The sequence below is a fragment of the Achromobacter sp. ACM01 genome, assembly GCF_014851745.1.
Classification (GTDB): domain Bacteria; phylum Pseudomonadota; class Gammaproteobacteria; order Burkholderiales; family Burkholderiaceae_B; genus Achromobacter; species Achromobacter aegrifaciens.
Genome location: NZ_JACVAF010000002.1, coordinates 157,405 through 177,783 on the forward strand (window position 1 = coordinate 157,405; position 20,379 = coordinate 177,783).

The 20,379-nt window shown below is 67.7% G+C and carries 19 protein-coding genes and 1 riboswitch; of the genes, 7 read left to right on the plus strand and 12 right to left on the minus strand.

Annotated elements, in window-relative coordinates; translation table 11 throughout:
* Window positions 1–73: 73 nt before the first annotated feature.
* Window positions 74–1,042 carry a LysR substrate-binding domain-containing protein gene (locus tag IB268_RS09155; RefSeq protein ID WP_175214458.1) on the plus strand — a complete coding sequence of 323 codons (969 nt, stop codon included), beginning with the start codon at window positions 74–76 and terminating at the stop codon, window positions 1,040–1,042.
* Between the two features lie 15 nt (window positions 1,043–1,057).
* Here the strand turns inward: IB268_RS09155 and IB268_RS09160 are convergent, their stop codons facing one another.
* The 10 genes from IB268_RS09160 to IB268_RS09205 all read right to left on the minus strand — a co-directional run bounded on the left by IB268_RS09160 (window position 1,058) and on the right by IB268_RS09205 (window position 11,222).
* Window positions 1,058–1,786, minus strand: coding sequence for a GntR family transcriptional regulator (locus tag IB268_RS09160; protein ID WP_192354126.1), 729 nt, complete (start codon window positions 1,784–1,786; stop codon window positions 1,058–1,060).
* Complete coding sequence (locus tag IB268_RS09165; protein WP_192354127.1) at window positions 1,783–3,312, minus strand: AMP-binding protein; 1,530 nt, start codon at window positions 3,310–3,312, stop codon at window positions 1,783–1,785. The genes IB268_RS09160 and IB268_RS09165 overlap by 4 nt, the downstream gene beginning before the upstream one ends.
* 29 nt (window positions 3,313–3,341) lie before the next feature.
* On the minus strand, window positions 3,342–4,580 hold the full coding sequence (locus IB268_RS09170; protein WP_054456531.1) for a thiolase family protein: 1,239 nt from the start codon (window positions 4,578–4,580) through the stop codon (window positions 3,342–3,344).
* Entirely contained in the window at window positions 4,577–5,284 is a 708-nt protein-coding gene (locus IB268_RS09175) for an ABC transporter ATP-binding protein (RefSeq protein ID WP_054456532.1), read from the minus strand. Before IB268_RS09175 ends, IB268_RS09170 begins: the two co-directional genes overlap by 4 nt.
* Window positions 5,281–6,036 (minus strand): ABC transporter ATP-binding protein, encoded by a 756-nt coding sequence (locus IB268_RS09180; RefSeq protein ID WP_119449392.1) that lies wholly within the window; start codon window positions 6,034–6,036, stop codon window positions 5,281–5,283. Before IB268_RS09180 ends, IB268_RS09175 begins: the two co-directional genes overlap by 4 nt.
* On the minus strand, window positions 6,033–7,049 hold the full coding sequence (locus IB268_RS09185; protein ID WP_192354128.1) for a branched-chain amino acid ABC transporter permease: 1,017 nt from the start codon (window positions 7,047–7,049) through the stop codon (window positions 6,033–6,035). Before IB268_RS09185 ends, IB268_RS09180 begins: the two co-directional genes overlap by 4 nt.
* Entirely contained in the window at window positions 7,046–7,903 is an 858-nt protein-coding gene (locus tag IB268_RS09190; RefSeq protein WP_192354129.1) for a branched-chain amino acid ABC transporter permease, read from the minus strand. Before IB268_RS09190 ends, IB268_RS09185 begins: the two co-directional genes overlap by 4 nt.
* 85 nt (window positions 7,904–7,988) lie before the next feature.
* The gene (locus IB268_RS09195; RefSeq protein WP_175162583.1) at window positions 7,989–9,170 is read right to left on the minus strand and encodes an ABC transporter substrate-binding protein; all 1,182 of its coding nucleotides are present in this window, start codon (window positions 9,168–9,170) and stop codon (window positions 7,989–7,991) included.
* Between the two features lie 176 nt (window positions 9,171–9,346).
* Window positions 9,347–10,150 carry an N-formylglutamate deformylase gene (gene hutG / locus IB268_RS09200; protein WP_192327274.1) on the minus strand — a complete coding sequence of 268 codons (804 nt, stop codon included), beginning with the start codon at window positions 10,148–10,150 and terminating at the stop codon, window positions 9,347–9,349.
* 118 nt (window positions 10,151–10,268) lie between these two features.
* Entirely contained in the window at window positions 10,269–11,222 is a 954-nt protein-coding gene (locus IB268_RS09205; RefSeq protein WP_192354130.1) for a LysR family transcriptional regulator, read from the minus strand.
* A gap of 105 nt (window positions 11,223–11,327) precedes the next feature.
* Between IB268_RS09205 and IB268_RS09210 the strand changes: the two genes are divergently transcribed.
* The gene (locus IB268_RS09210; protein ID WP_192354131.1) at window positions 11,328–12,593 is read left to right on the plus strand and encodes an MFS transporter; all 1,266 of its coding nucleotides are present in this window, start codon (window positions 11,328–11,330) and stop codon (window positions 12,591–12,593) included.
* Here IB268_RS09210 and IB268_RS09215 read toward each other — a convergent pair.
* Window positions 12,554–13,192, minus strand: coding sequence for a TetR/AcrR family transcriptional regulator (locus IB268_RS09215; protein ID WP_054456539.1), 639 nt, complete (start codon window positions 13,190–13,192; stop codon window positions 12,554–12,556). The genes IB268_RS09210 and IB268_RS09215 overlap by 40 nt on opposite strands.
* Before the next feature lie 152 nt (window positions 13,193–13,344).
* On the opposite strand from IB268_RS09215, the gene IB268_RS09220 reads away from it, so the two are divergent.
* Genes IB268_RS09220 through IB268_RS09235 form a run of 4 tightly spaced genes read left to right on the plus strand, consistent with a single transcriptional unit; the run spans window position 13,345 to window position 17,168 of the window.
* Window positions 13,345–14,028, plus strand: coding sequence for a MarC family NAAT transporter (locus IB268_RS09220; RefSeq protein WP_054456540.1), 684 nt, complete (start codon window positions 13,345–13,347; stop codon window positions 14,026–14,028).
* Window positions 14,015–15,049: a DUF4105 domain-containing protein gene (locus IB268_RS09225; RefSeq protein ID WP_192354132.1), complete on the plus strand. Its 1,035-nt coding sequence runs from the start codon at window positions 14,015–14,017 to the stop codon at window positions 15,047–15,049. Before IB268_RS09220 ends, IB268_RS09225 begins: the two co-directional genes overlap by 14 nt.
* The gene (locus IB268_RS09230) at window positions 15,046–16,950 is read left to right on the plus strand and encodes a triacylglycerol lipase (RefSeq protein WP_119449096.1); all 1,905 of its coding nucleotides are present in this window, start codon (window positions 15,046–15,048) and stop codon (window positions 16,948–16,950) included. The genes IB268_RS09225 and IB268_RS09230 overlap by 4 nt, the downstream gene beginning before the upstream one ends.
* Entirely contained in the window at window positions 16,950–17,168 is a 219-nt protein-coding gene (locus IB268_RS09235) for a hypothetical protein (RefSeq protein ID WP_119449095.1), read from the plus strand. Before IB268_RS09230 ends, IB268_RS09235 begins: the two co-directional genes overlap by 1 nt.
* Window positions 17,169–17,215: 47 nt before the next feature.
* Here the strand turns inward: IB268_RS09235 and IB268_RS09240 are convergent, their stop codons facing one another.
* A complete protein-coding gene (locus IB268_RS09240) occupies window positions 17,216–18,496 on the minus strand; it encodes an LLM class flavin-dependent oxidoreductase (protein WP_192354133.1) in 1,281 nt (426 codons plus the stop codon).
* Window positions 18,497–18,670: 174 nt separating this feature from the next.
* A riboswitch (TPP riboswitch) is annotated at window positions 18,671–18,777 on the plus strand.
* 107 nt (window positions 18,778–18,884) lie between these two features.
* Here IB268_RS09240 and IB268_RS09245 point away from each other — a divergent pair.
* Window positions 18,885–20,336 (plus strand): sodium:solute symporter family protein, encoded by a 1,452-nt coding sequence (locus IB268_RS09245; RefSeq protein WP_192354134.1) that lies wholly within the window; start codon window positions 18,885–18,887, stop codon window positions 20,334–20,336.
* The last annotated feature ends 43 nt before the right edge of the window (window positions 20,337–20,379 follow it).

Consider the following 20,379-nt stretch of genomic DNA (forward strand, 5'->3'; position numbering starts at 1 on the left):
TTGCATGGTCCCCGATCCCGCGACCCGGCGATAGCGATAGTTTTTCAATCTAGGGTTGAGCTAGACTTGACCCATGGCCGATCTTCCCAACCACACGCCGCCCCTGGCGGCCTTGCGCGCCTTCGAGGCCGTAGCCCGCCTGGGCAGCTTGAGCCGCGCCGCCGCCGAACTTCACGTGACCAAGAGCGCCGTCAGCCATCAACTGCGGGCGCTGGAGGCGGACCTGGGGGTGGCGCTGCTGCGCCGCGGCGGCACGGTGCGCCGCGCAGAAACCACCGCGGCGGGCGCGGACCTGTTGGCATCCGTGCAACAGGCCTTGACCCTGCTGGAGACCGCCTGCCGCAACGTGCGGGCCTCCGCCCGGGGCAAACGGCGCAATACCCTGAACGTTTCCGCCAACCCGTCGCTGGCCGCCATGTGGCTGGCCCCGCGCATCGGACGCTTCATCGAGCTGCATCCCGGCATCGACATCCAGGTGTACCTGCACGCCAGCCAGGACCCGGCCTGGAAAAGCCAGGACATCGACCTGGCGTTCCTGCACGTGCGCGCCATGGGGCCGCATATCGCCGAGCCCGGCGACATCCCGTTGATGACCGAAACCGTGGTGCCCGTGTGCAGTCCGTCGCTGGTCGATCCGGCCGAGCGCGGCGATCCTGGCGTGTTCCTGCGCCATCGCTGGCTGGAGGAAAAGCACGTCGACAGCCCGGAGACCGACTGGCGCACCTGGAGTCCGCGGCTGGGCCTGGCCGAATCCGACTGGCAGGAACCCATGGTGCTGAGCGGCCTGAGCACGGTCGCCGCAGCCGCGGCTGCCGGGGTCGGCATCGCGCTGGGCCGCGCGCCGCTGATTGACGAGGAACTGGCCAGCGGCCGGCTGGTACCCCTGGTGCCGCACCTGCGCATGCCGGGCTCCTGGGGCTACGTGATGCGGATCCAGGCCAACCGGCCGATGGACGCCGCCTTGCCGACGCTGGTGGAGTTCCTGGCGGAAGAGGGGCGCAGCACCGGCGCCTGGCAGAACCTGGTGGACGCGGGGCGCTGAGACCGCGCCCGGGCGTCAGTCCGCGCCGCTGCGGCCTCGCGGCGGCTTGCTGATGGTGACCGCCGAGGTGACGATCAGCTCCATCAGGATGTTGCGCGCCAGGTTCTCGGCATAGTCGTTGCGCGCCTCCGCCGTGGCGATGGCGCGCTCCACCGATCCCTCCACGATGGCGTTGATCTGCTGGATGTGCAGCTCGCAGATCTGCACCAGGTCCGGGTGGCGCTTCTGGTGGAAGTACAGGAAGCGCCGCGCCAGCGTCTGCAGCATGGCGTGGAACTCTGCCGCGTAGCTGTTGCGCGAGGCGGCGCCGATCTGGCTGGTCAGGGTGAAATGCAGGCGCATGTACATGCGCATGTCGTTGACGGCCTTCAGGTCTTCGAGTTCGCGGGCCAGTTGCGCCAATTCGGCGCGTTCGCCGTCGTCGGCCCACTGCGCGGCCTGGGCCACGATCAGCCGTTCGATCTCGCGGCGCGCCTGGATGATCTTCAACTGGCCCTGGTAGTCGATCTCGGAGATGAAGATGCCCTGGCGCGGGGCGATTTCCACCAGGCGTTGAAACGCCAGCTTCTGCAGGGCGTCGCGCACCGGCGAGCGGCCGATGCCGACGCGTTCGCTCAGGGTGGTTTCCGACCACTGACTGCCAGGCGGCAGTTCGCCGGTGACGATCATTTCCTCCAGGGTGCAATAGGCCTTTTCGGTCTGGCTGACAGCGGTGCGGCCAAAGAGGGGGAAAGCTTGGGTCATGGAGTCGGAAGCGCGCGTTGTTGGAGTTCGCGTTTTAACACTTTGCCGGTGCTGTTCTTGGGCAGCTCCTCCAGAAAGACGTAGCGCTTGGGGCGCTTGAAGCGCGCGATGGATTCCAGGCAGAGTCGGTCCAGATCCTGCTCGGAGGCCCGGGCGCCGGGCTTGAGCACCACGAAGGCCAGCACCGACTCGCCCCATTCGGGGTCGGGGCTGCCGACCACCGAGACCTCCTGCACGGCATCGTGGCGCATCAGCGCCTCTTCCACTTCGCGCGGATAGATGTTGGTGCCGCCGCTGATGATGACGTCCTTGGAGCGGTCCTTCAGGTGCAGCAGGCCGCGTTCGTCCAGGATGCCGATATCGCCCGTATGGAGCCAGCCGCCAGCCAGCGTGTCGGCGGTGGCGCGCGGATTGTTCCAGTAGCCCTGCATTACGGTCGGCCCGCTGACGACGACTTCGCCCAATTCGCCAGGGGCTGCCGGCCGGCCGGAGGCCTCGCGGATTTCGACGTCCATGGCCGACTGGATGTACCCCACCGAGCCCAGCAGCGCGTCATCGTTGCGGGCCACGGCGTCGGCGATCTGGACGGCGGACAAGGCCGATATCGACATGGGGCTTTCACCCTGTCCGTAGATCTGCGCCACGCGCGCGCCGTAGCAGGCCACCGCGTCCTTGATGTCTTCGATGTAGAACGGCGCGCCGCCCACGATCAGCGTGCGCAGGCCGGGCGGCGGGCCGCCTGCCTGACGGGCGTGGCGCACCATGCGCTGCACGATGGTGGGGGAGGCGAACAGGCTGACGTTGCGGTAGTGCGTCAGCAGCCCGGACAGTTCTTCTTCGTCCAGGCCGCCGCTGTCGGGCACGATCTGCAAGGCGCCGTGCAGCCAGTACGGAATGCTGTAGAGGCCGCCGCCGTGCGACAGCGGCGCCACGTGGACCATGGCGTCGCCGGGCTGTACCGGCTGCACGTCGGCATAGAAGTTCAGGCACATGCCGACCAGGTTGGCATGGCTGAGCATGACGCCCTTGGGCTTGCCGGTAGTGCCGCTGGTATAGAACAGCCAGGCCAGGTCCTGGGGCGGACGCGTTTCCAGGGGCAAGTGCTGGCCCAGGGCGCCGGCCGCGTATTCGGCCGACTCCACGTCCACCACGCGCGTCGCTGGCAAGCTGCGGGCGACGGGCGCCAGCGCTTGCAGCAATTCGCCTTGCGACAGGCACAGGCGCGCATCGCTGTCGCGCAGGATGTATTCGAGTTCGTTGGGATGCAGTTTGGCGTTGACCGGCACGGCGCAGAGGCCGGCGTGCCAGATGGCCAGCATCGATTCGATGTAGCTGGGGTGGTTGCGCAGCGCCAGCATGACGCGCTGGCCGGGCAAAAGGCCCAGCGGGCCGCGCAGCCAGCCGGCCAGCGCCTGCACCCGGGCCTGAAGCTGGGCGTAGCTGAGGGGATCGCGGGTGCCGGCTGCCAGCGCGGGCTGATCGGCGTAAATAGTGGCGCTGCGGTGAAAGAGAGAGCTGAGATGCATGGCGGTCTCTGGGTTGATGGGGGCGCGGATCAGCGGCCAAGCAGGGTGATGCAGGTCACCGCCTCTTCCACGCCGTTGAAGCCGCCGCCGTTCTCGGCGATGGCGAAGCGCGCGCCTTCGACTTGGCGAGCGCCGGCTTCGCCGCGCAGCTGGATCACCATTTCGTGGACTTGCGCCAGCCCGGTCGCGCCGATGGGGTGGCCGCGCGACAACAGGCCGCCGGACACGTTGATGGGGATGCGGCCGCCCAGGCTGGTGGCGCCGGACTCGGCCATCGGTCCGCCTTCGCCGAAGGCGCAGAAGCCCAGCGCCTCGGTCTGCTGGATCTCGGCGAAGGCGGTGGCGTCGTGCACTTCCGCCAGCGACATGTCCTGCGGGCCGACGCCGGCGCGCTCGTAGGCCTCGAGCGCGGCCAGATGGCACAGGTGCCGGTCGTAGCGGTCGGCCGGGCGGTCGGTGGCGGTTCGCAGCACGCTGGCGTACAAGCGCACGGCGCGGGCGCGTTGCAGGCGCTTCAAGCCCTGGGCGTTGCAGACGATGGCGGCGGCCGCGCCGTCGCTGATGGGGGCGCACATGGGCAGGGTCAGCGGCCAGGACACGGGCCGGGCGGCCAGGGCCTCGTCTATCGTCATGGGGTACTGGAACTGGGCCAGCGGATTGCGGGTGGAATGCATGTGGTTCTTGGCGGCCACGGCGGCAAGCTGGCGCTGGGTGGTGCCGAAGGTCTTCATGTGCAGCCGCGCCAGGCTGGCGTAGATGTCCATGAACACGCTGCGTTTGCCCGGCTCTTCGAAGCCGGGCGGGGGCGTCACGTCGGGCGCCAGCGCCATCAGGCGCGCCATCTGCGCCGGCGCGTCGTGCACGTCCCAGGCGCCGTCGAACACGGCGAAGCTCTTGGCCTTGTCCTCGGAAAACAGCTTGTCCACGCCCACGGCCAGGCAGATGTCGCCCGCGCCCGAGGCTACGTACAAGTGCGCGGCGTTCAGCGCGGTGCTGGAGCTGGCGCAGGCATTCTCCACGTTGACGACGGGGATGCCGGCGATGCCCATGGCCTTCAGCGCAACCTGGCCGGCCACCATGTATTGGCCTTCGATGGAACCCTGGCCGGCGGTGGCGAAATAGGCCGCCTGCAGGTCGGCGGCGTCGCAACCCGCGTCGGCCAGCGCCTGCGTGACCGCGTCGCGCACCAGGTCCTTGACGCTTTTGGCCGGCTGCTTGTCGAAGCGGGTGATGCCCACGCCCGCGATGTAGGTGGTGTCGTTGCTCATGCTTGGATGCCCGTGGTGAGGATGGATTCGATGATGTGGCGGTCGGCCTGGACTTCCGCGGCCGATCCGCTCCAGGCGATTTCGCCGTGGTCCAGCACGTACTGGCGGTGCGCCAGGCGGGCAGGCACCTTCAGGTTCTGCTCGACCAGCACGATGCCGGTGCCCTGGCGGTGGACTTCGGCGAAGACCTCGATCAGTTCGTTGACGATGCGTGGCGCCAGCCCCTCGGTCGGCTCGTCCAGCAGCAGGACGCGCGGATTGCCCAGCAGGGCGCGCGCGATCGACAGCATCTGCTGTTCGCCGCCGGATAGCTGGTCGCCATGGAAGCCTATGCGTTCGCCCAGCCGCGGAAAGACCTGCAGCACCCGGTCCTGCGTCCAGTAGCCGGGCTGGTGCGCCAGTGCGCCCATGCGCAGGTTTTCGCGCACCGTCAGGTTGGGGAAGATGCGGCGCGTGTCGGGCACCAGCGCGATGCCGTCGCGGCTGATCTGTTCGACGGCGCGGCGCGTGGCGTCCTGGCCGGCGATCAGGCGGTTGCCGGCGGACAGCGGCAGCAGCCCGATCAGCGTCTTGAGCACGGTGGACTTGCCAGCGCCGTTGCGCCCGACGATGGCGACGATCTCGTCCTGGGCCGCGCGCAAGCCTATGTTCTTGAGCGCCAGCGCCTGGCCGTAGTGCACGCTGGCATGTTGCAGTTCGATCATGCCGCCACCTCCTCGCCCAGATAGACGGCGCGCACGGTGGCGTCGTCGCGGATGGCGGCCGGCGGTCCCTCGGCCACCTTGCGGCCGTTGGACAGCACCACGATGTGTTCGGACAGCGTCATGATCACGTCCATGTTGTGTTCGATCAGCAGCACCGTGCGGCCGGCGGCGGCGTGGCGGATCAGGCGGGTGGCGGCGGCTATCTCATGGTGGCCGACGCCGGCCAGCGGTTCGTCCAGCAGCAGGATGCGCGGGTCCGGCAGCAGCGTCAGGCCCAGCTCCAGCGCGCGCTGCAAGCCGTAAGACAAGGTACCCGCCACGGTGTCGCGCCATGCCGTCAGGTCGGTCAGTTCCAGCATGGCGTCGATGGTGGACGCCAGGCGGCGGTCGTAGCGCGGCGCCAGCCAGAACGGCAGCAGATGCGAGTGGCTGATCTGCGCGGCGATGCGCAGGTTCTCCAGCACCGTCATTTCAGGAAAGATCTTGGTGATCTGGAAGCTGCGGCCGATGCCATGCCTGGCGCGCTCATGGGCCCGCAGGCGCGAGATGTCCGCGCCGTGGCACAGGATGCGCCCGCCATGTCCGGGCAGGTTGCCGGACAGCACGTTGAGCAGGGTGGTCTTGCCCGCGCCATTGGGGCCGATCAGGCCGTAGACGCGGCCGGTTTCGAAGGTGTAGCTGAAGTCCTCGATGGCGCGCAGCGCGCCGAAGGTGACGCTGACCTGTGCGCATTGCAGTGCGATATCGCTCATGACGGGCTCCCTTCGCGCGGCGCCAGCGGCACGGCGGGCGCGGATGGACTGGCGGGAGCGGGCGCCGCGGGGCGCTTGCGGCTCCAGCGGGCCTGCAGCGCGCCCAGCACTCCTTGCGGGAAGTACAGCGTGGCCAGGATGAAGACCAGGCCCAGGATGCCGTACCAATAGGGCGTCCAGCCGCTGAGCCATTCCTTCAGCGCCTCGAACAGCAGCACGCCGGCCACCGGCCCCCACAGGGTGCCGGCGCCGCCCAGCAGGGTCATGATGATGACGTCGCCGGAGGTGGTCCAGTGCAGCATCTGCGGGTTCATGTACATCAGCACCGCGGCCAGCAGTCCGCCCGCCAGGCCGCCGATCGCGCCGGACACGAGGAAGGTGATCTGTTTCAGGCGCTGCACGTTGTAGCCTAGCTGGGCGGAGCGGATCTCGTTCTGGCGCACGCCCGCGACCGCGCGGCCGAATGGCGAAGCGCGCAGCATCGCCATCAGCGCCATCACCAGGGCGAACACGGCGGCGACATACCAATAGAAGTTCACGGTATCGAAGAAGTCTATCCCCGCGAGTTCCGGCCGGCCGATGCCGGGGAGGCCGTCGGCGCCGCCGGTCCATTCGCGCAACTTGCTGTCTGCCAGGATGTACATGAGCTGCGACAGCGCCAGCGTGACCAGGGCGAAGAAGATCCCCGAGACCCGCAGCGCGAACACGCTGAAGATCCAGGCGCAGGCCGCGCCCGCCACGACGGCCAGCGCCAGCCCGGCCTCGAACGGCAGGCCGTAGCGCTGGGTGGCCAGCGCCAGCGCGTAGCCGCCGGTGCCCAGGAAGGCCGCGTGGCCGAAGGACACCATGCCCAGCAGGCCGAACACCAGGTCGAAACCCACGGCGAAGATGGACCACACCATGATCAGGATGGTCAGGTTCAGGAGAAAGTCGTTTTGCGTGCAGAAGGGCACCGCGATCACCGCGGCGGCCACGCCTGCCGCGATGGCGGCATCTTGGCGGGAAGTCGTCATGCCAGCCTCGCTTGGCGGGAGAACAGTCCTTGCGGACGGGTGAGCAGGGTGGCGATCAGCATGGCGAACGTCAGGATGTCGACCCAGCTGGGCATGAAGGTGTAGCCCACCGCACGCACCATGCCGATCAACAGCGACGCCGCGACCACGCCGCGGATATTGCCCAGCCCGCCCAGGATCACCACGATGAAGCAGTCGATGATGGTGTTGGTGGCCATGCCCAGCTCTATCGGGAACAACGGCGCGGAGATGGCGCCGGCCAGCCCGGCCAGCGCCGCGCCCACGCCGAACACCGCGCTGCGGATGGTGGCGGCCGGCAGGCCCAGGATGCGCACCATTTCGCCGTCGCTGCTGGCCGCGCGCACCAGCATGCCGAAGGTGCTTTTTTCCAGCACGAAGAACAGCGCGGCCGACACCAGCAGGCCGAAGACGATGACGAACAGGCGGTAGACGGGGATGGTGCTGCCGGCCAGTTCGACCGTGCCCGCCAGCAGCGCCGGCATCGGCGTTTCCTGGTAGCCCAGGCCCCAGACGAACTTCACGGCCTCGCTGATGACGAGGATGAAGCCGAAGGTCAGGATCAGTTGATAGAAGTGCGGGCGGTTGTACAGCGGTCGCAGGGCCAGCCGTTCCATCGCCACGCCGACGAGGCCGACGTCCACCGTTGCCACGACCAGCCCGGCGATGAAGGAACCGGTGCGCAGCTGGATGTCGAAGGCCAGGTAGGCGCCCAGCATGTACAGCGCGCCATGGGCGAAGTTGATGACGCCCAGCATGCCGAAGATAAGCGTAAGGCCGGACGCCAGCAGGAACAGCAGCATTCCCAGGCTCAGGCCGATGATCACGGTGGACATGGCAAAAATCCGTCAGGCGGCGCGCAGGGGCGCGCCGGGGGGAAAACCGGTCCACGAGGACCGGCGGGTGCGTCACTCGGCGGCTTCAGCCCGCGCAGGGTTCGAAAACCTGCTCCGGCGGGAACACCTTGACGATGTCCATGACGTAGGCGGGCTGCGGCGGCTTGCCCGTGTCCACCACGCCCCACAGGCCGTTCTGCATGGCCTGGTGGTCGCAGGCGCGCATGGTTTTCTTGCCTTCCACGGAGTTGGTGCGCTCGCTGGCGGCAAACGCCTCGACCCACTTTTCCTTGTCCCAGGTGCCGGTCTTGTCGACCACGTCCAGCCACCAGCTCATGCCGTCGTAGGCTTCGCCAGCGGCGGCCGAGGGGAACTCGTTGTATTTCTTGCGGAAAGCCTCGACGAATGCCTTGTTGGCGTCGTTCTCGACGGTGAAGTGATATCTCACGCCCGACTGCACGCCGACCGCGGTGGGGCCGACGCCGGCCGCCATGGTCTCGTCGGCGATCACCGGGCCGAAGATCTTGCGCGTCTTGCCCAGTTCGATCTGGCCGGCCTGCTTGACCATGGTGACGGCGTCCGAGCCCGTCATGAACAGCGCCACGCCGTCGGCGTTGGAGCGCGCGATCTTGTCGGCGATGGAGGAATAGTCGCGATTGCCCAGCGGCGGGAAATCGGCGCCCACGATCTCGATGCCGGCCTTCTCGGCTTCGCGCCGGTACCAGTCCCAGCTGTCGCGCGTGGCCTGGTAGTCGGCCGTCACGCCGTAGATGCGCTTGAGCTTCTGCTCCTTGGAGTAGGCCAGCGCCATGCGCTGCTCCATGCCCAGCGTGTTGGAGGTGCGGAAGGTATAGCGCGAGCCGCCCGGCACCGTGATCTTGTCGTCGGCCGACATGGTGACCAGATGGGGAATCTTGCGCTGCTTGGCGATGTTCATGATGGCCAGCGTGCTGGCCGAGCTGACCGCGCCGAAGATCATCTGCGATCCATCGGAGATCAGGCGGGTGGTTTTCTGCACCGCGGGCTGCGGCTTGGTTTCATCGTCTTCCCAGGTGACCTGGATGGGCTTGCCCAGCACCTTGCCGCCGCGCTGCTCGATGGCGATGGTGACGCCCTTGCGCATGTCTTCGCCAAAGATGCCGTAGGTCCCCGACAGCGAGACCACGCCGCCGATCTTGAACGTGTCGGGATCGGCGGCGCGCGCCCCTGTCGCATACAGGGCGCACAGCGCCAGCGCGCCGCAGGCGGCGTGACTCCATGTCTTCATTTTCTGTCTCCGCGTATTTTTCGTTATGGCTCGTAATGTTTTACGTAGCGCGGTTGAGATACTACGTTTTGGATTGTGATGTGAAAAATTGGGGAATACCCGAGCGCCGAGACAAAAAAAAACCGCCCCGAGGCGGCAAGCGCCTGGGGCGGTTCGGGGTGGGGACCGGCTTGCGGTCAGCGCTGGCGCGCTTCGGTCTGTTTCAGCGCCGACTGCACCATGCTTTCGACCAGCGGGATGACCTTGCCCGCCAGGTCGGGGCGATAGGCGTAGGGATGCGTTTCGTCCATGTAGGTGGACTGGCACATTTCCAGCTGGACGGCGTGGACGTTGTCGGCGGGCTTGCCGTAGTGGCGCGTGATGTAGCCGCCCTTGAAGCGGCCGTTCACCGCCCAGGTGTAGGCGGTGTTTTCGCGCAGCCGCTCTTCGACGGGCGCCAGGATGTCGGGCGCGCAGGCCGCGCCGTCGGCGGTGCCGATGTTCAGGTCGGGCAGCTTGCCTTCGAACAGGCGCGGCAGCACGCTGGCGATCGAGTGCGCTTCCCACAGCAATACGGTGCCGTGCTCGGCCTTGATGCGGTCGATCTCCTCGCACAGCTTGGCGTGGTAGGGCTTCCAGTAGGTCTGCAGCCTGTGTTCGCGTTCCGCGTCGGTCAGGACGGCCTCGTTGCGGTAGAGGGCGTCGCCGCGGAAGGTCTGGGTCGGGCACAGGCCGGTCTTGGTCTGGCCGGGATACAGGCTTTCATCGTTGGGCGGGCGGTTCAGGTCCACCACGTAGCGCGAATAGCGCGCGCCGATGACGGACGCGCCCAGCGCCTCGGCGAACCTGTACAGCGTGTCCAGGTGCCAGTCGGTGTCGCCCGACTGCAGGCCCAGCGGCGTCATCTGCGCGCGCTGCGAGTCGGGGATCATGCTGCCCAGATGGGGAATGGAGATCAGCAGCGGCGCCGTGCCGCGGCTGAATTGGTAGATGTCGCTCAAGTAAAACTCCGGGGGAAATGGCGGGGCGCAGGCAAGGGCATGCCTGGCAGCGTCCCTGGGTGTCCGGTATTGCGCCCGGCGGGGCAATGCCGGCAATCATAGTGGATCGGGCGCGCGCCTATGGCCGCGGCGGCGCGGCGTCGCTGGTCCAGGGCGCGCCGCCGCGCCATCTGTCGGCGATGGCATCGATCAGGACGCGCACCTTGGGCGCCAGGTGGCGCCGGTGCGGATAGACCGCGCACACCGGCGCGCCGGCCGGCGCTACCGATTCCAGTACCGGCGCCAGCCGGCCGGCGCGCAGATCCTCGCCCACCAGGAAGGCGCCTAATTGGACGATGCCTTCGCCCGCCAGCGCGGCGTCGCGCAGCGCTTCCGTGTTGCCCAGCCTCAGCCGTCCAGTGACATGAACACTGCGTTCCTGTCCGTTGACGGCAAAGCGCCAGGGCACCAGTGCGCCGGCATGGGTGTAGGCCAGGGTGCGATGGCCAGCAAGGTCATCCGGGCTGGCTGGCGCGCCGTGGCGGGCCAGGTAGCCGGGCGCGGCGCAGGTGATCAGGCGATGCGGCGCCAGCACCCGGCGCACCAGCCGGCTGTCGGTTTCGCCGCCGATGCGGATGGCGACGTCCACGCCGTCACGCACCAGGTCGATGTAGTCGTCGGAAAAGCTGACGTCCGCCTCGACTTCGGGCCAATCGCGCAGGTAGTCGCGCAGCAGCGGCATGATGTGCAGCCGTCCCAGCGATACCGGCAGGTCGATGCGCAGCCGGCCCCGCGGCGCCTGCTTGCGGCTGGCCATGGCGTCGGTGGCGTTGTCCACTTCGGACAGGATGCGCTGCGCATGTTCGTAGAAGACGCGGCCTTCGTCGCTGAGGCTGACGCTGCGCGTGCTGCGGTGGAGCAGCCGCGCGCCCAGGCCCAGTTCCAGGCGCGCGATGCACTTGCCGACGGCCGAACGCGACAGGCCCAGCTTTTCGGCCGCGGCGGTAAAGCTCTGGGTGTCGGCCACGCGCACGAACGCGAGCAGATCGCCGATGTGGTCCAGACGGGCGGCTGGGTAGGATGAATTGCGCACGATTCGTCCCTTGTGTTTATTGGTTTTCCTACTTTATCAGCGAAATGGAAACAGTAGACTGCCCAGGAGTCGGCCCGGCCTGGGCCTTGCCTGGAACCTTTGACCATGACTCGCGGCATTTCCCCTGAAGACCACGCCATCGCTGGCGCTTCGTTTACCGAACCCATGCCTGAGCGCGCTGGCTGGCGTGCGTGGCTGGGCGTGATCGCCGTCGGCCTGGCGACCTTCTGCGTGGTCACCACCGAAATGCTGCCGGTGGGGCTGTTCGTGCCCATTACCGCTGCGCTCGACGTTTCGGTGGGCATGGGCGGCTTCATGCTGTTCGTGCCGGCCATCCTGGCGGCGCTGTTCGCGCCGCTGGTCGTCATCGGCGCGAAGGGGGCGGACCGCCGCGTGATCCTTTGCGGTTTGCTGGCGCTGCTGGCCTGCGCCAACGCGGCCAGCGCCTGGGCGCCCAGCATGGCGTGGTTCCTGGCGGCGCGGGTGCTGGTGGGCTTTTGCATCGGCGGCATCTGGGCGATCGCGGGTGGATTGGCGGGCAGGCTGGTCGGGGCGGGCTCGGTGGGACTGGCCACTTCCGTCATCTTCGGCGGGGTAGCGGTGGCGTCCGTGCTGGGCGTACCGCTGGGCGCCTTCATCGGCGAGCTGGCTGGCTGGCGCGCGGCCTTCGGCGCCATGGCCGCGCTGTGCGCCGCCGTGCTGCTGCTGAATCTGCTCAACCTGCCGCCGTTGCCCACCGCGCGTTCGCTGCGTCCGCGCCAACTGGTGTTGCAGCTGGCCAATCCGGGCCTGCGGCGGGGTCTCCTGATCACGCTGTTCCTCGTCGCGGGCCATTTCATGGCCTACACCTTCGTCCGTCCGCTGCTGCAGATCCACGCGGCGTTCGGAGAGAACTGGATCGGACCGCTGCTTTTCGCCTACGGCGCGGCGGGTGTGGCGGGCAACTTCCTGGGCGGGACTGCGGCCGCCAGGCGGCCGGCCGCGACGCTGCTGATGATCGCGGTCAGCCTGCTGATGGTCTTGCTGCTGCTGGGCATGCTGGGGCAGTTGCGCCCGGCCGTCGCGGTCTTGCTCTTGCTGTGGGGCCTGGCTTATGGCGCGGTGTCGGTGTCGCTGCAAACCTGGATGATGAAGGCCGCGCCGGATGCCGTGGAAGCCGCCACATCGCTGTTCGTCGCGGTGTTCAACCTGGGCATCGCGGCAGGTTCGCTGCTGGGCGTGCCCAGCGTGGACGCATTGGGGCTGCGGGCCAATCTATGGCTGGCCGCGGCCTGCATGCTCTGGCCGGCGCTGATGCTGGCGCGGGCTGGGTGGGGCGAGTGGCGCGGCGATTACGCGCGGAAGGCGCGCAACAGGGTATCCACCCCGTAGCGGCAGGTGGCCAGATGGTCTGCGTCGGGGCCGTCGGCGCGGCCGCCGGTCAGCCGCGCGTGCGAGGCGATGCCGTTGATCAGGTTGCCCAGGGTACGCGCTGCCAGGCGCGGATCGTCGATGCGCAATTCGCCGCGCGCGCAAGCGCGTGTCAGGCATTGTTCCAGGGGCGCGTGCAGTTGCACTTCCACCGCCTGCCGCAGGGATTCGGCCAGGTGCGGCAGGCGATGCGATTCCGACACGATCAGGCGGTAGAGCGCAGCCGATTTGGGCTGCAGGGCGTAGGTCAGCAGGCGTCGCGCAAGTTCATGCAGAGCGGGACCGACGGGCTGGTCCAGCATGGCGTCGGCGAAGACTGCCGCGCGCATGCCGTTCAATTCGTGCTCCAGCACCGCAACCAGCAGGCCTTCCTTGTTGCCGAATAGCTGGTAGGCGGTGGCCGCCGACCCGCCCGCCTGGCGCACGATGCGCTGGATGGAAGTTTGCGCGTAGCCGTGCTCCAGCAGTGACTGGGTTGCGGCTTCGAGCAGGCGCTCGCGGCGCGCCTCGCCCCGGCTGGTCAGCGCGCGCGGCGCCGTATCGTCTGGAATCGTATTCACTTCATTCCCATGGCCGCGTATCGGTCGCGGACTCTCTTGCACCAGGCGGATGTCTGGTTGAATTTGTGTAATGTATAGTACATTACGCGCTTGCAACATCATCCAAGCAGCTGTGACCCGCCGCAACGCCGGCGCCCGCAGCGCTCATCACCATGATCGACGACCTGGTTCAATTGGGAAAACTGGTCAGCCTGGGGCTGGCCTTGATGCTGCCCCTGGCCAATCCCCTGACCTCCATGACATTGCTGCTGTCCCTGGGCCAGCAGATTCCCTATAAAGAGCGCGAACGCCAGGTCAGGCAGGCCGCCTTCTACGTGGTCGGCATCATGCTGGTCACCTACTACGCCGGCGCCTGGATCATGCATACCTTCGGCATTTCGATCCCGGGGCTGCGCATCGCCGGCGGGCTGATCGTGGCCAGCATCGGCTTCAGCATGGTGTTCCCATCCGCGCCGTCGACCGCCTCCGAGGCCGACGTGGCTGATGCCCAGGCCAATCGGCAGACGCCCAACATCGCCTTCGTGCCGCTGGCGATGCCTGGCACGGCGGGCCCGGGCACCATCGCCATGATTATCAGCGGCGCGGCGACCCTCGATGCCTCGGTGACGCAGACCTATGCGCCCTGGGTGCTGGCGGTGACTCCCATCCTCGTGTTCTCCCTGCTGGGCCTGCTGTTCTGGATATGCCTGCGTTCGGCCGGGCGCATCGTGGCCGTGATCGGGCAGGGCGGGGTGGAAGCCATCTCCCGCATCATGGGCTTCCTGCTCGTGTGCATGGCGGTGCAGTTCGTGATCAACGGCGTTCTGGAAATCGTGCAACAGCATGGCGGCATGTAATCGACCCGGGCGCGGCTGCCTGGCGATCGCCGGACGCGTCATCTTCAGTCTTGTTCTTATCCTGTCCGCGCTGTGGGGCGGTCTGGCGCTGTTCTACCGCATGCCGGGCGGCACAGTGGTGCAAGGCGCAGCGGCGCTGGCCTGGGCCGCGCTGTGCCTGTATGCGGCCGTCGCGCTGTGGCGCGGACGCACGCGGCGATCCGCCTGGACCTGGCTGATCGGCATGGCCGCGCTGTGCGTCTGGTGGCAGACGCTGGCCCCGTCCAACGACCGGATCTGGGCGGACGATGTGGCGCGCACGCTGCGCGGCAGCGTCTCCGGATCCATCGTCACGTTGGACAGCGTGCGCGACTTCGACTGGCAGGCCGATACCGACGCGCGCTACACGGCGCGCTGGGAAAGCCAGCAGTACAACCTGAACGAGCTCGTTTCCGTGGACATGGTCCTGTCGTACTGGGGCAGCCCGGCCATCGCCCACACGCTGGTCTCCTTCGGTTTCACCGACGGCCGTCACGTCGTGTTTTCGGTCGAGATCCGCAAGGAACGCGGCGAGCAGTTTTCCGAGATCGGCGGCTTCTTCAAGCAGTTCGAACTGAGCGTGATCGCCGCGCAGGAGCGCGACATCCTCTACGTGCGGGCCGGGCCGCGCGCCGAACGCGTGTACCTGTATCCCGTCGACATGCCCGTGCCCGCCATGCGCGAATTGTTCTTGTCCTATGTGCGCACCGCGAATGAACTGGCCGACGCGCCGCGCTTCTATCACACGGTGACCGCCAATTGCACGACGCTGGTCTACAGCATGGTGCGCGCCATCGTGCCGGGCCTGCCGATGGATTACCGCATCCTCCTGTCCGGCTACCTGCCGGAATACCTCTACGAACAAGGCGGCCTGGATACCCGCAAGCCGCTGGCCAAGCTGCGCGAACAAGCCTACCTTGGCAAGCCCGCTTTGCCGGGCCCCGATCCGGTCGAGTTTTCGCGGGCCATCCGCCAGCCGGCATCCGCTGGGGCCGCGCAGTGAGCGGAATCCGGGCGGCCGGCGCGAAGGGCGGCGCGATCCTGGCCCTGCTGCTGTGCGCCGGCTGCGCAGGTGTCAAGGTGTCTTCCGTCAGCACCCAGGACTACATCGCCCAGCGCCGCGGCGACGTGCTCACCACCGGCCAGTTGAGCGCCTCCGCGCGCGAGTCCATGGCCGTGCTGGGCCTGAACGCGCAGGAATGCCGCAAGGATCGCGACGCCTGTACCCGCGCGCTTGCCACCATGGATGGGCTGGACAGCGAACGGCGCCTCTCCACGCTGTCTGAAGTCTGGCTGATGGAGGCGTTGGCCACGGAGAAGCAGCGCCCCGACGGCCAGGCCGGCCAGGACGAGCTGCTGGACGCCTATCTGCAGACGGCGCGGGCCGCCTATGCCTATCTGTTCTTCACGCCGCGCTCGCCCAGCGACCGCGCCTTCGAGGACCGCCAGACCCAGGTGCGCGACTATTACAACTACGCGGTGCAGCAGGCCGTCACGCGCCTGTTCGAGCAGCATCGCGGCCGTCCGCCGGAACCCGGGGCCAGCATGGCGGCGGGACCCTGGCAGGTCGTGGGCGAGATGTCCGATGTCAAGCTGCCCGGCGGCAAGCAGTTTCCGCACGAACTGGTGCCCGCGGCTAACTTGACCTTCCGGGGGCTGCGCAGCATGTACCGGCGCGACGGCTTCGGCGCCGAGTTGGTGGCGGTCACGGCGCGCCGTGTCAACGATGCCGACACCTTCAAGACGCCGTACAGTGAAACGCCGTTTCCGGCAGTGACCGTCATCATGGCTTTTCCCGGCGGCACGCTGGAGGAAGTCATGGCCACGCACAATGCGACCCTGGCGGCCTACGATCCATACAAGCGGGACTCGGTCGAACTGGCCGGCACGAAGGTGCCGCTGGCCGCCAACTTCACGTCGGGCTACGGCCTGTGGCTGGCGCGGTCGGGCTTCGCCACCCAGGCGCTGCGCAACGTGCTGGGCAAGGAAGAGGGCATCGAGGCGCCGCACGTATACCTGTTACAGCCCTACGACCCGGACCGGCGCACCGTCGTCATGCTGCACGGGCTGGCGAGCAGCCCCGAGGCCTGGATCAACGTCGCCAACGAGGTGCTGGGCGATGAAACCCTGCGCCAGAATTACCAGATCTGGCAGGTCTATTACCCGACCAACACGCCGCTGGCGCTGAACAACCGCGCCATCCGCGATGCGCTGCGCCAGACGATCGAGCATTTCGATCCCATGGGGGCGGCGCAGGCTTCACGCGACGCCGTTATCATCGGGCACAGCATGGGGGGCGTGCTGAGCCGGCTGCTGGTATCCTCGTCCGGCACCGTGCTGTGGGACGCATTGCGCGACCACGCCAAGCTGGACGAGACCCGCCTGGCCGAGGCGCATGCTGAATTCGACCCGGTGCTGAGCTTCGAGCCATTTCCCGGCATCTCGCGCGCGGTGTTCATCGCGGCGCCGCACCGGGGTACGCCATTTGCCGAGAACACTTTGTCGCGTTGGCTGTCCAACCTGATCACGCTGCCTGTGACCGTAGTCAGGCAGTTCGCCAAGCTCAACAGGCTGGCCGACGCCGATGGGCCGCCCCGGCCAGAAACCTCGATCCGGGTGCCCAATGGCGTGGACAACCTGAGCGAAAAGGACCGATTTGTGAAACTGACCGAGTCCATGCCGATTTCGCCGGCGGTGCGCTACCACAGCATCATTGCGAACAATACGCCCGGCGTCCCGCTGGCGGATTCGGACGACGGGCTGGTGCCGTACCGCAGCGCGCATCTGGAAGGAGCCGAGTCCGAGAAGATCATTCCGTTCTCGCACAGCGTGCAGGAGACGCCGCAGGCGATCCTGGAACTCAGGCGCATTCTGCGGCTTCAGCTGGAACAGGGAGCGCGCTGATGCACGGGTTGTTGTTCGGCCTGCTGGGTGCCGCCGCCGGTATCTTGACCGCGGCGCTGTTGCGCCAGCCGGGCGTACTGCTCTACGACTGGATCGCGACGCGCGCAGCGGCCAGGCGCCAGGCCACTTCGCGTAAACGCCAGGCCCTGATCGTCGAGGCAGCCGCGCGCGATGCCGCGAAGGCCAAGCACAGGCGGCCTGTCACGCAAGCCGGATAATCCTGCGCGCAGGACCGAAATGGCCGGCCAGGGGCCGCTGCGCCGGCCTATCGGGATTCCAGCCCCAGGTGCCCGCGCAGCGTGCGGTGCTGGTACTCGGTGCGGAACAAACCCCGGCGTTGCAACACCGGAATCACTTGTTCGACGAAATCGTCGATGCCTCCGGGCAGGGAAGGCGGCATCAGATTGAAGCCGTCGGCGCCTTCGTTGCGGTACCAGTGTTCCATCCTGTCGGCGATCTGTTCGGGCGTGCCCACCATGGTGCAGTGGCCGCCGCCGGCCGCCAACCTTCCGAGCAACTGGCGCACGGTGGGCTTTTCGGTTTCGATGATGCGCAGGATGGTGGCGTAGCGGCCCTTGGGGCCGGTGAATTCGGCCAGGGGCGGCAGGGTGGGGACGGGCGCGTCCAATTCCCAGGCGGAGCAATCCTGCAGCACGAACATGCCCAGCTGGCGCAGCGATGCGTCGCTGGGCAGCAGCGTGTCCAGTTCGCGCTGCTTGGCCCGGGCTTCGGCCTCGGTCGAGCCCACGTAGGTGACCAGGCCCGGCATGATGGGCACGAAATCCGGGCGTCCGGCGGCCAGCACGCGCCGCTTGATGTCGCGGTAGTAGGCCTGCGCCGCGGGCAGGTCGTAGGCGACGGCGTAGATCGCTTCGGCGCGCCGCGCGGCCAGATCGCGGCCCTGGTCCGAGGCGCCGGCCTGGAACAGCACCGGGCGGCCTTGCGGGGGACGCGGCACCGTCAGGGGGCCATCGACCAGGAAATGCCCGCCATGATGGCCGATCTTGTGTACGCGCGCAGGCACGCCATAGTCGCCGGCGCGATCGATGGCCAGGGCATCCGCGTCCCAAGAGTCAAACAGCTTCAATGCGACGTCGACGAACTCCTCGGCGCGCGCATAGCGCCAGTCGTGCCCCGGCATGGACTCGTAGCCGTGGTTGCGCGCTTCGGCGTCGAACATGGACGTGACCACGTTCCAGCCCATGCGACCGCCCGAAATATGGTCCAGCGAGGCCACCATGCGGGCTGCGTGAAAGGGCGTGAAGAAGGTGCTGGAGACCGTGCTGATCAGGCCGATGCGGGAGGTGGCGCGCGCAATCGCGGCCATGGCGGTCAGCGGTTCCAGGTGCCAGCGCGGGCCGTCGCCGATGTTGTCGACCGATTGTCCGTCGGCAAAGAAAATGGCGTCCAGCTTGCCGCGTTCGGCGGTGCGCGCCAGTTCCTCGTAATAGGCGATGTCGCCCAGCCGCTCGGCGGCCGAATCCGGATGGCGCCAGGCGGCGCGATGGTGGCCGCAGCCGAAGATGAACAGGTTCAGATGCAGCATGGCGATCCGGCCCGGGCAGGGGCGGTAAAAGGCGCGATAGGCATGGTCAGGCTCTACGATTGCGGCGGCGGGCAGGAAAACTGCCGCCGCACGCGGGCGAACTTAGCACAAAAGCCGTGGGCGGTCGTCCGTGCCTGGCGCGTTGACATTGCCGTGCCGCTCTCCTAATCTTGCGGCAATTCCTGGGGGAGCCCTGCAAGGGCTGAGATTCCGCGGCATCGCGGTAACCCTTTGAACCTGATCCGGGTAATGCCGGCGAAGGGAAGGACATCGCGCAGTCCGCGCGCCCTCCCTAGACTTTCATTCATCTTGCGGCCTGCGCACCAGCGTGGCGGGGCCGCCGCGTTGCGCGTCCGGCTGTCCGCCGGCAGCGGGAGGACCGATACCCATGTTGACCCAATCAACCGCCCTGATGTGGCTGCTGCTGTTTTCCGGCGGCTTTGCCGTGGCCAGCGTGCTGTACACCCGCCGCAAGCGCGGCACGCTGGAAGACTACATCGTCGCCCGCAACAGCCAGGGCGCCTTCGGCACCATCCTGACGCTGATGGCCTCGACCCTGGGCGCCTGGATCCTGTTCTCGCCGGCGCAGGCGGCGACCTGGGGCGGCCTGGCTGCGGTCATCGGCTACGCGCTGGGATCGATGTCGCCGCGCCTGGTCATGATTCCGCTGGGACGGCGCATGCGCGAACTGATCCCCCACGGCCACACCCTGACGGAATTCCTGATGGCGCGCTACGGCCGGCCCATGTACGGCCTGGCGCTGTTCATCATGCTGTTCTATCTCTTCATTGCGCTGTCGGCCGAAGTCACGGCGATCGCCAAGCTGGTCACCATGCTGGCCCCCGTGCCGCTATGGGCCACCGCCGCCATCGTGATGGGCACCACCTTGCTCTACACCACCTACGGCGGCCTGCGCTCGTCCATCTTCACGGACCAGGTGCAGATGATGGTGATCGTGCCCCTGCTGGTGATCCTGTGCCTGGTCGGCTGGCAAGCCGCGGGCGGGGCCATGCCCACCATCGAAGCGCTACAGGCCAAGGCGCCGCAGTTGCTGGACCTGACCGATCCGGTGGGCATCAAGGCGGGGCTGACCTTCTTCGTCGCCATCCTGCTGACCGGGATATTCCACCAGGGCAACTGGCAGCGCATCTATGCCGCCCGCGACGCGCGCTCCATGCGCAACGGTTTCCTGCTGGGCGGCCTGCTGGTCGCGCCCTTCATCTTCCTCATGGGATTGTTCGGCCTGGCCTTCGTCGGCCTGGCGCCGCAGGGAGACAGCTCCATCGCGCTCTTCAGCGTCATCATGCCGCATGCCCCCGCATGGTTCGTGATCGCGCTGATTCCATTGGGGCTGTCGCTGGTCATGAGCACCGCCGACACGGCGATCAGCGCCGTCTCCAGCATCATCGCGGTCGACATGCGCCGCCTGATGCCCAACGCCAGTTCCTTGACCATGAAGCGGCTGGCGCGCTGGCTGGTGCTGTTGATGGCCATTCCGGTCATGATCGTGGCCTCGCAAGGCTACAGCGTGCTGTACCTGTTCCTGCTGGCCGACCTGCTGTGCTCCGCGGCCGCCTTCCCGGTCTTCTACGGATTGTTCAGCCGCAAGCACGACGGCCTCACCGCCACCGTCGCCACCATCTCCGGCTTGGCGGCCGGCCTGTTCTACTTCCCGGCGCCAGGCGACAAGCCCTCGTTCCTGCTGGAGTCCTTCCTGCTGGCGGCGGTGGTGCCGGTGGTGACGACCGTGCTGATGCGCTGCGTGTTGCGCGGCCGCAAGGAGTTCGATTTTTCGACGCTGAGCGCGGCGGTGCGCCGGCTGGATCGGGATCCCGTCTAGGCGCCCGCTTTGCAGCGCGGCGCTTTTCAGCGAGCGCCGCGCT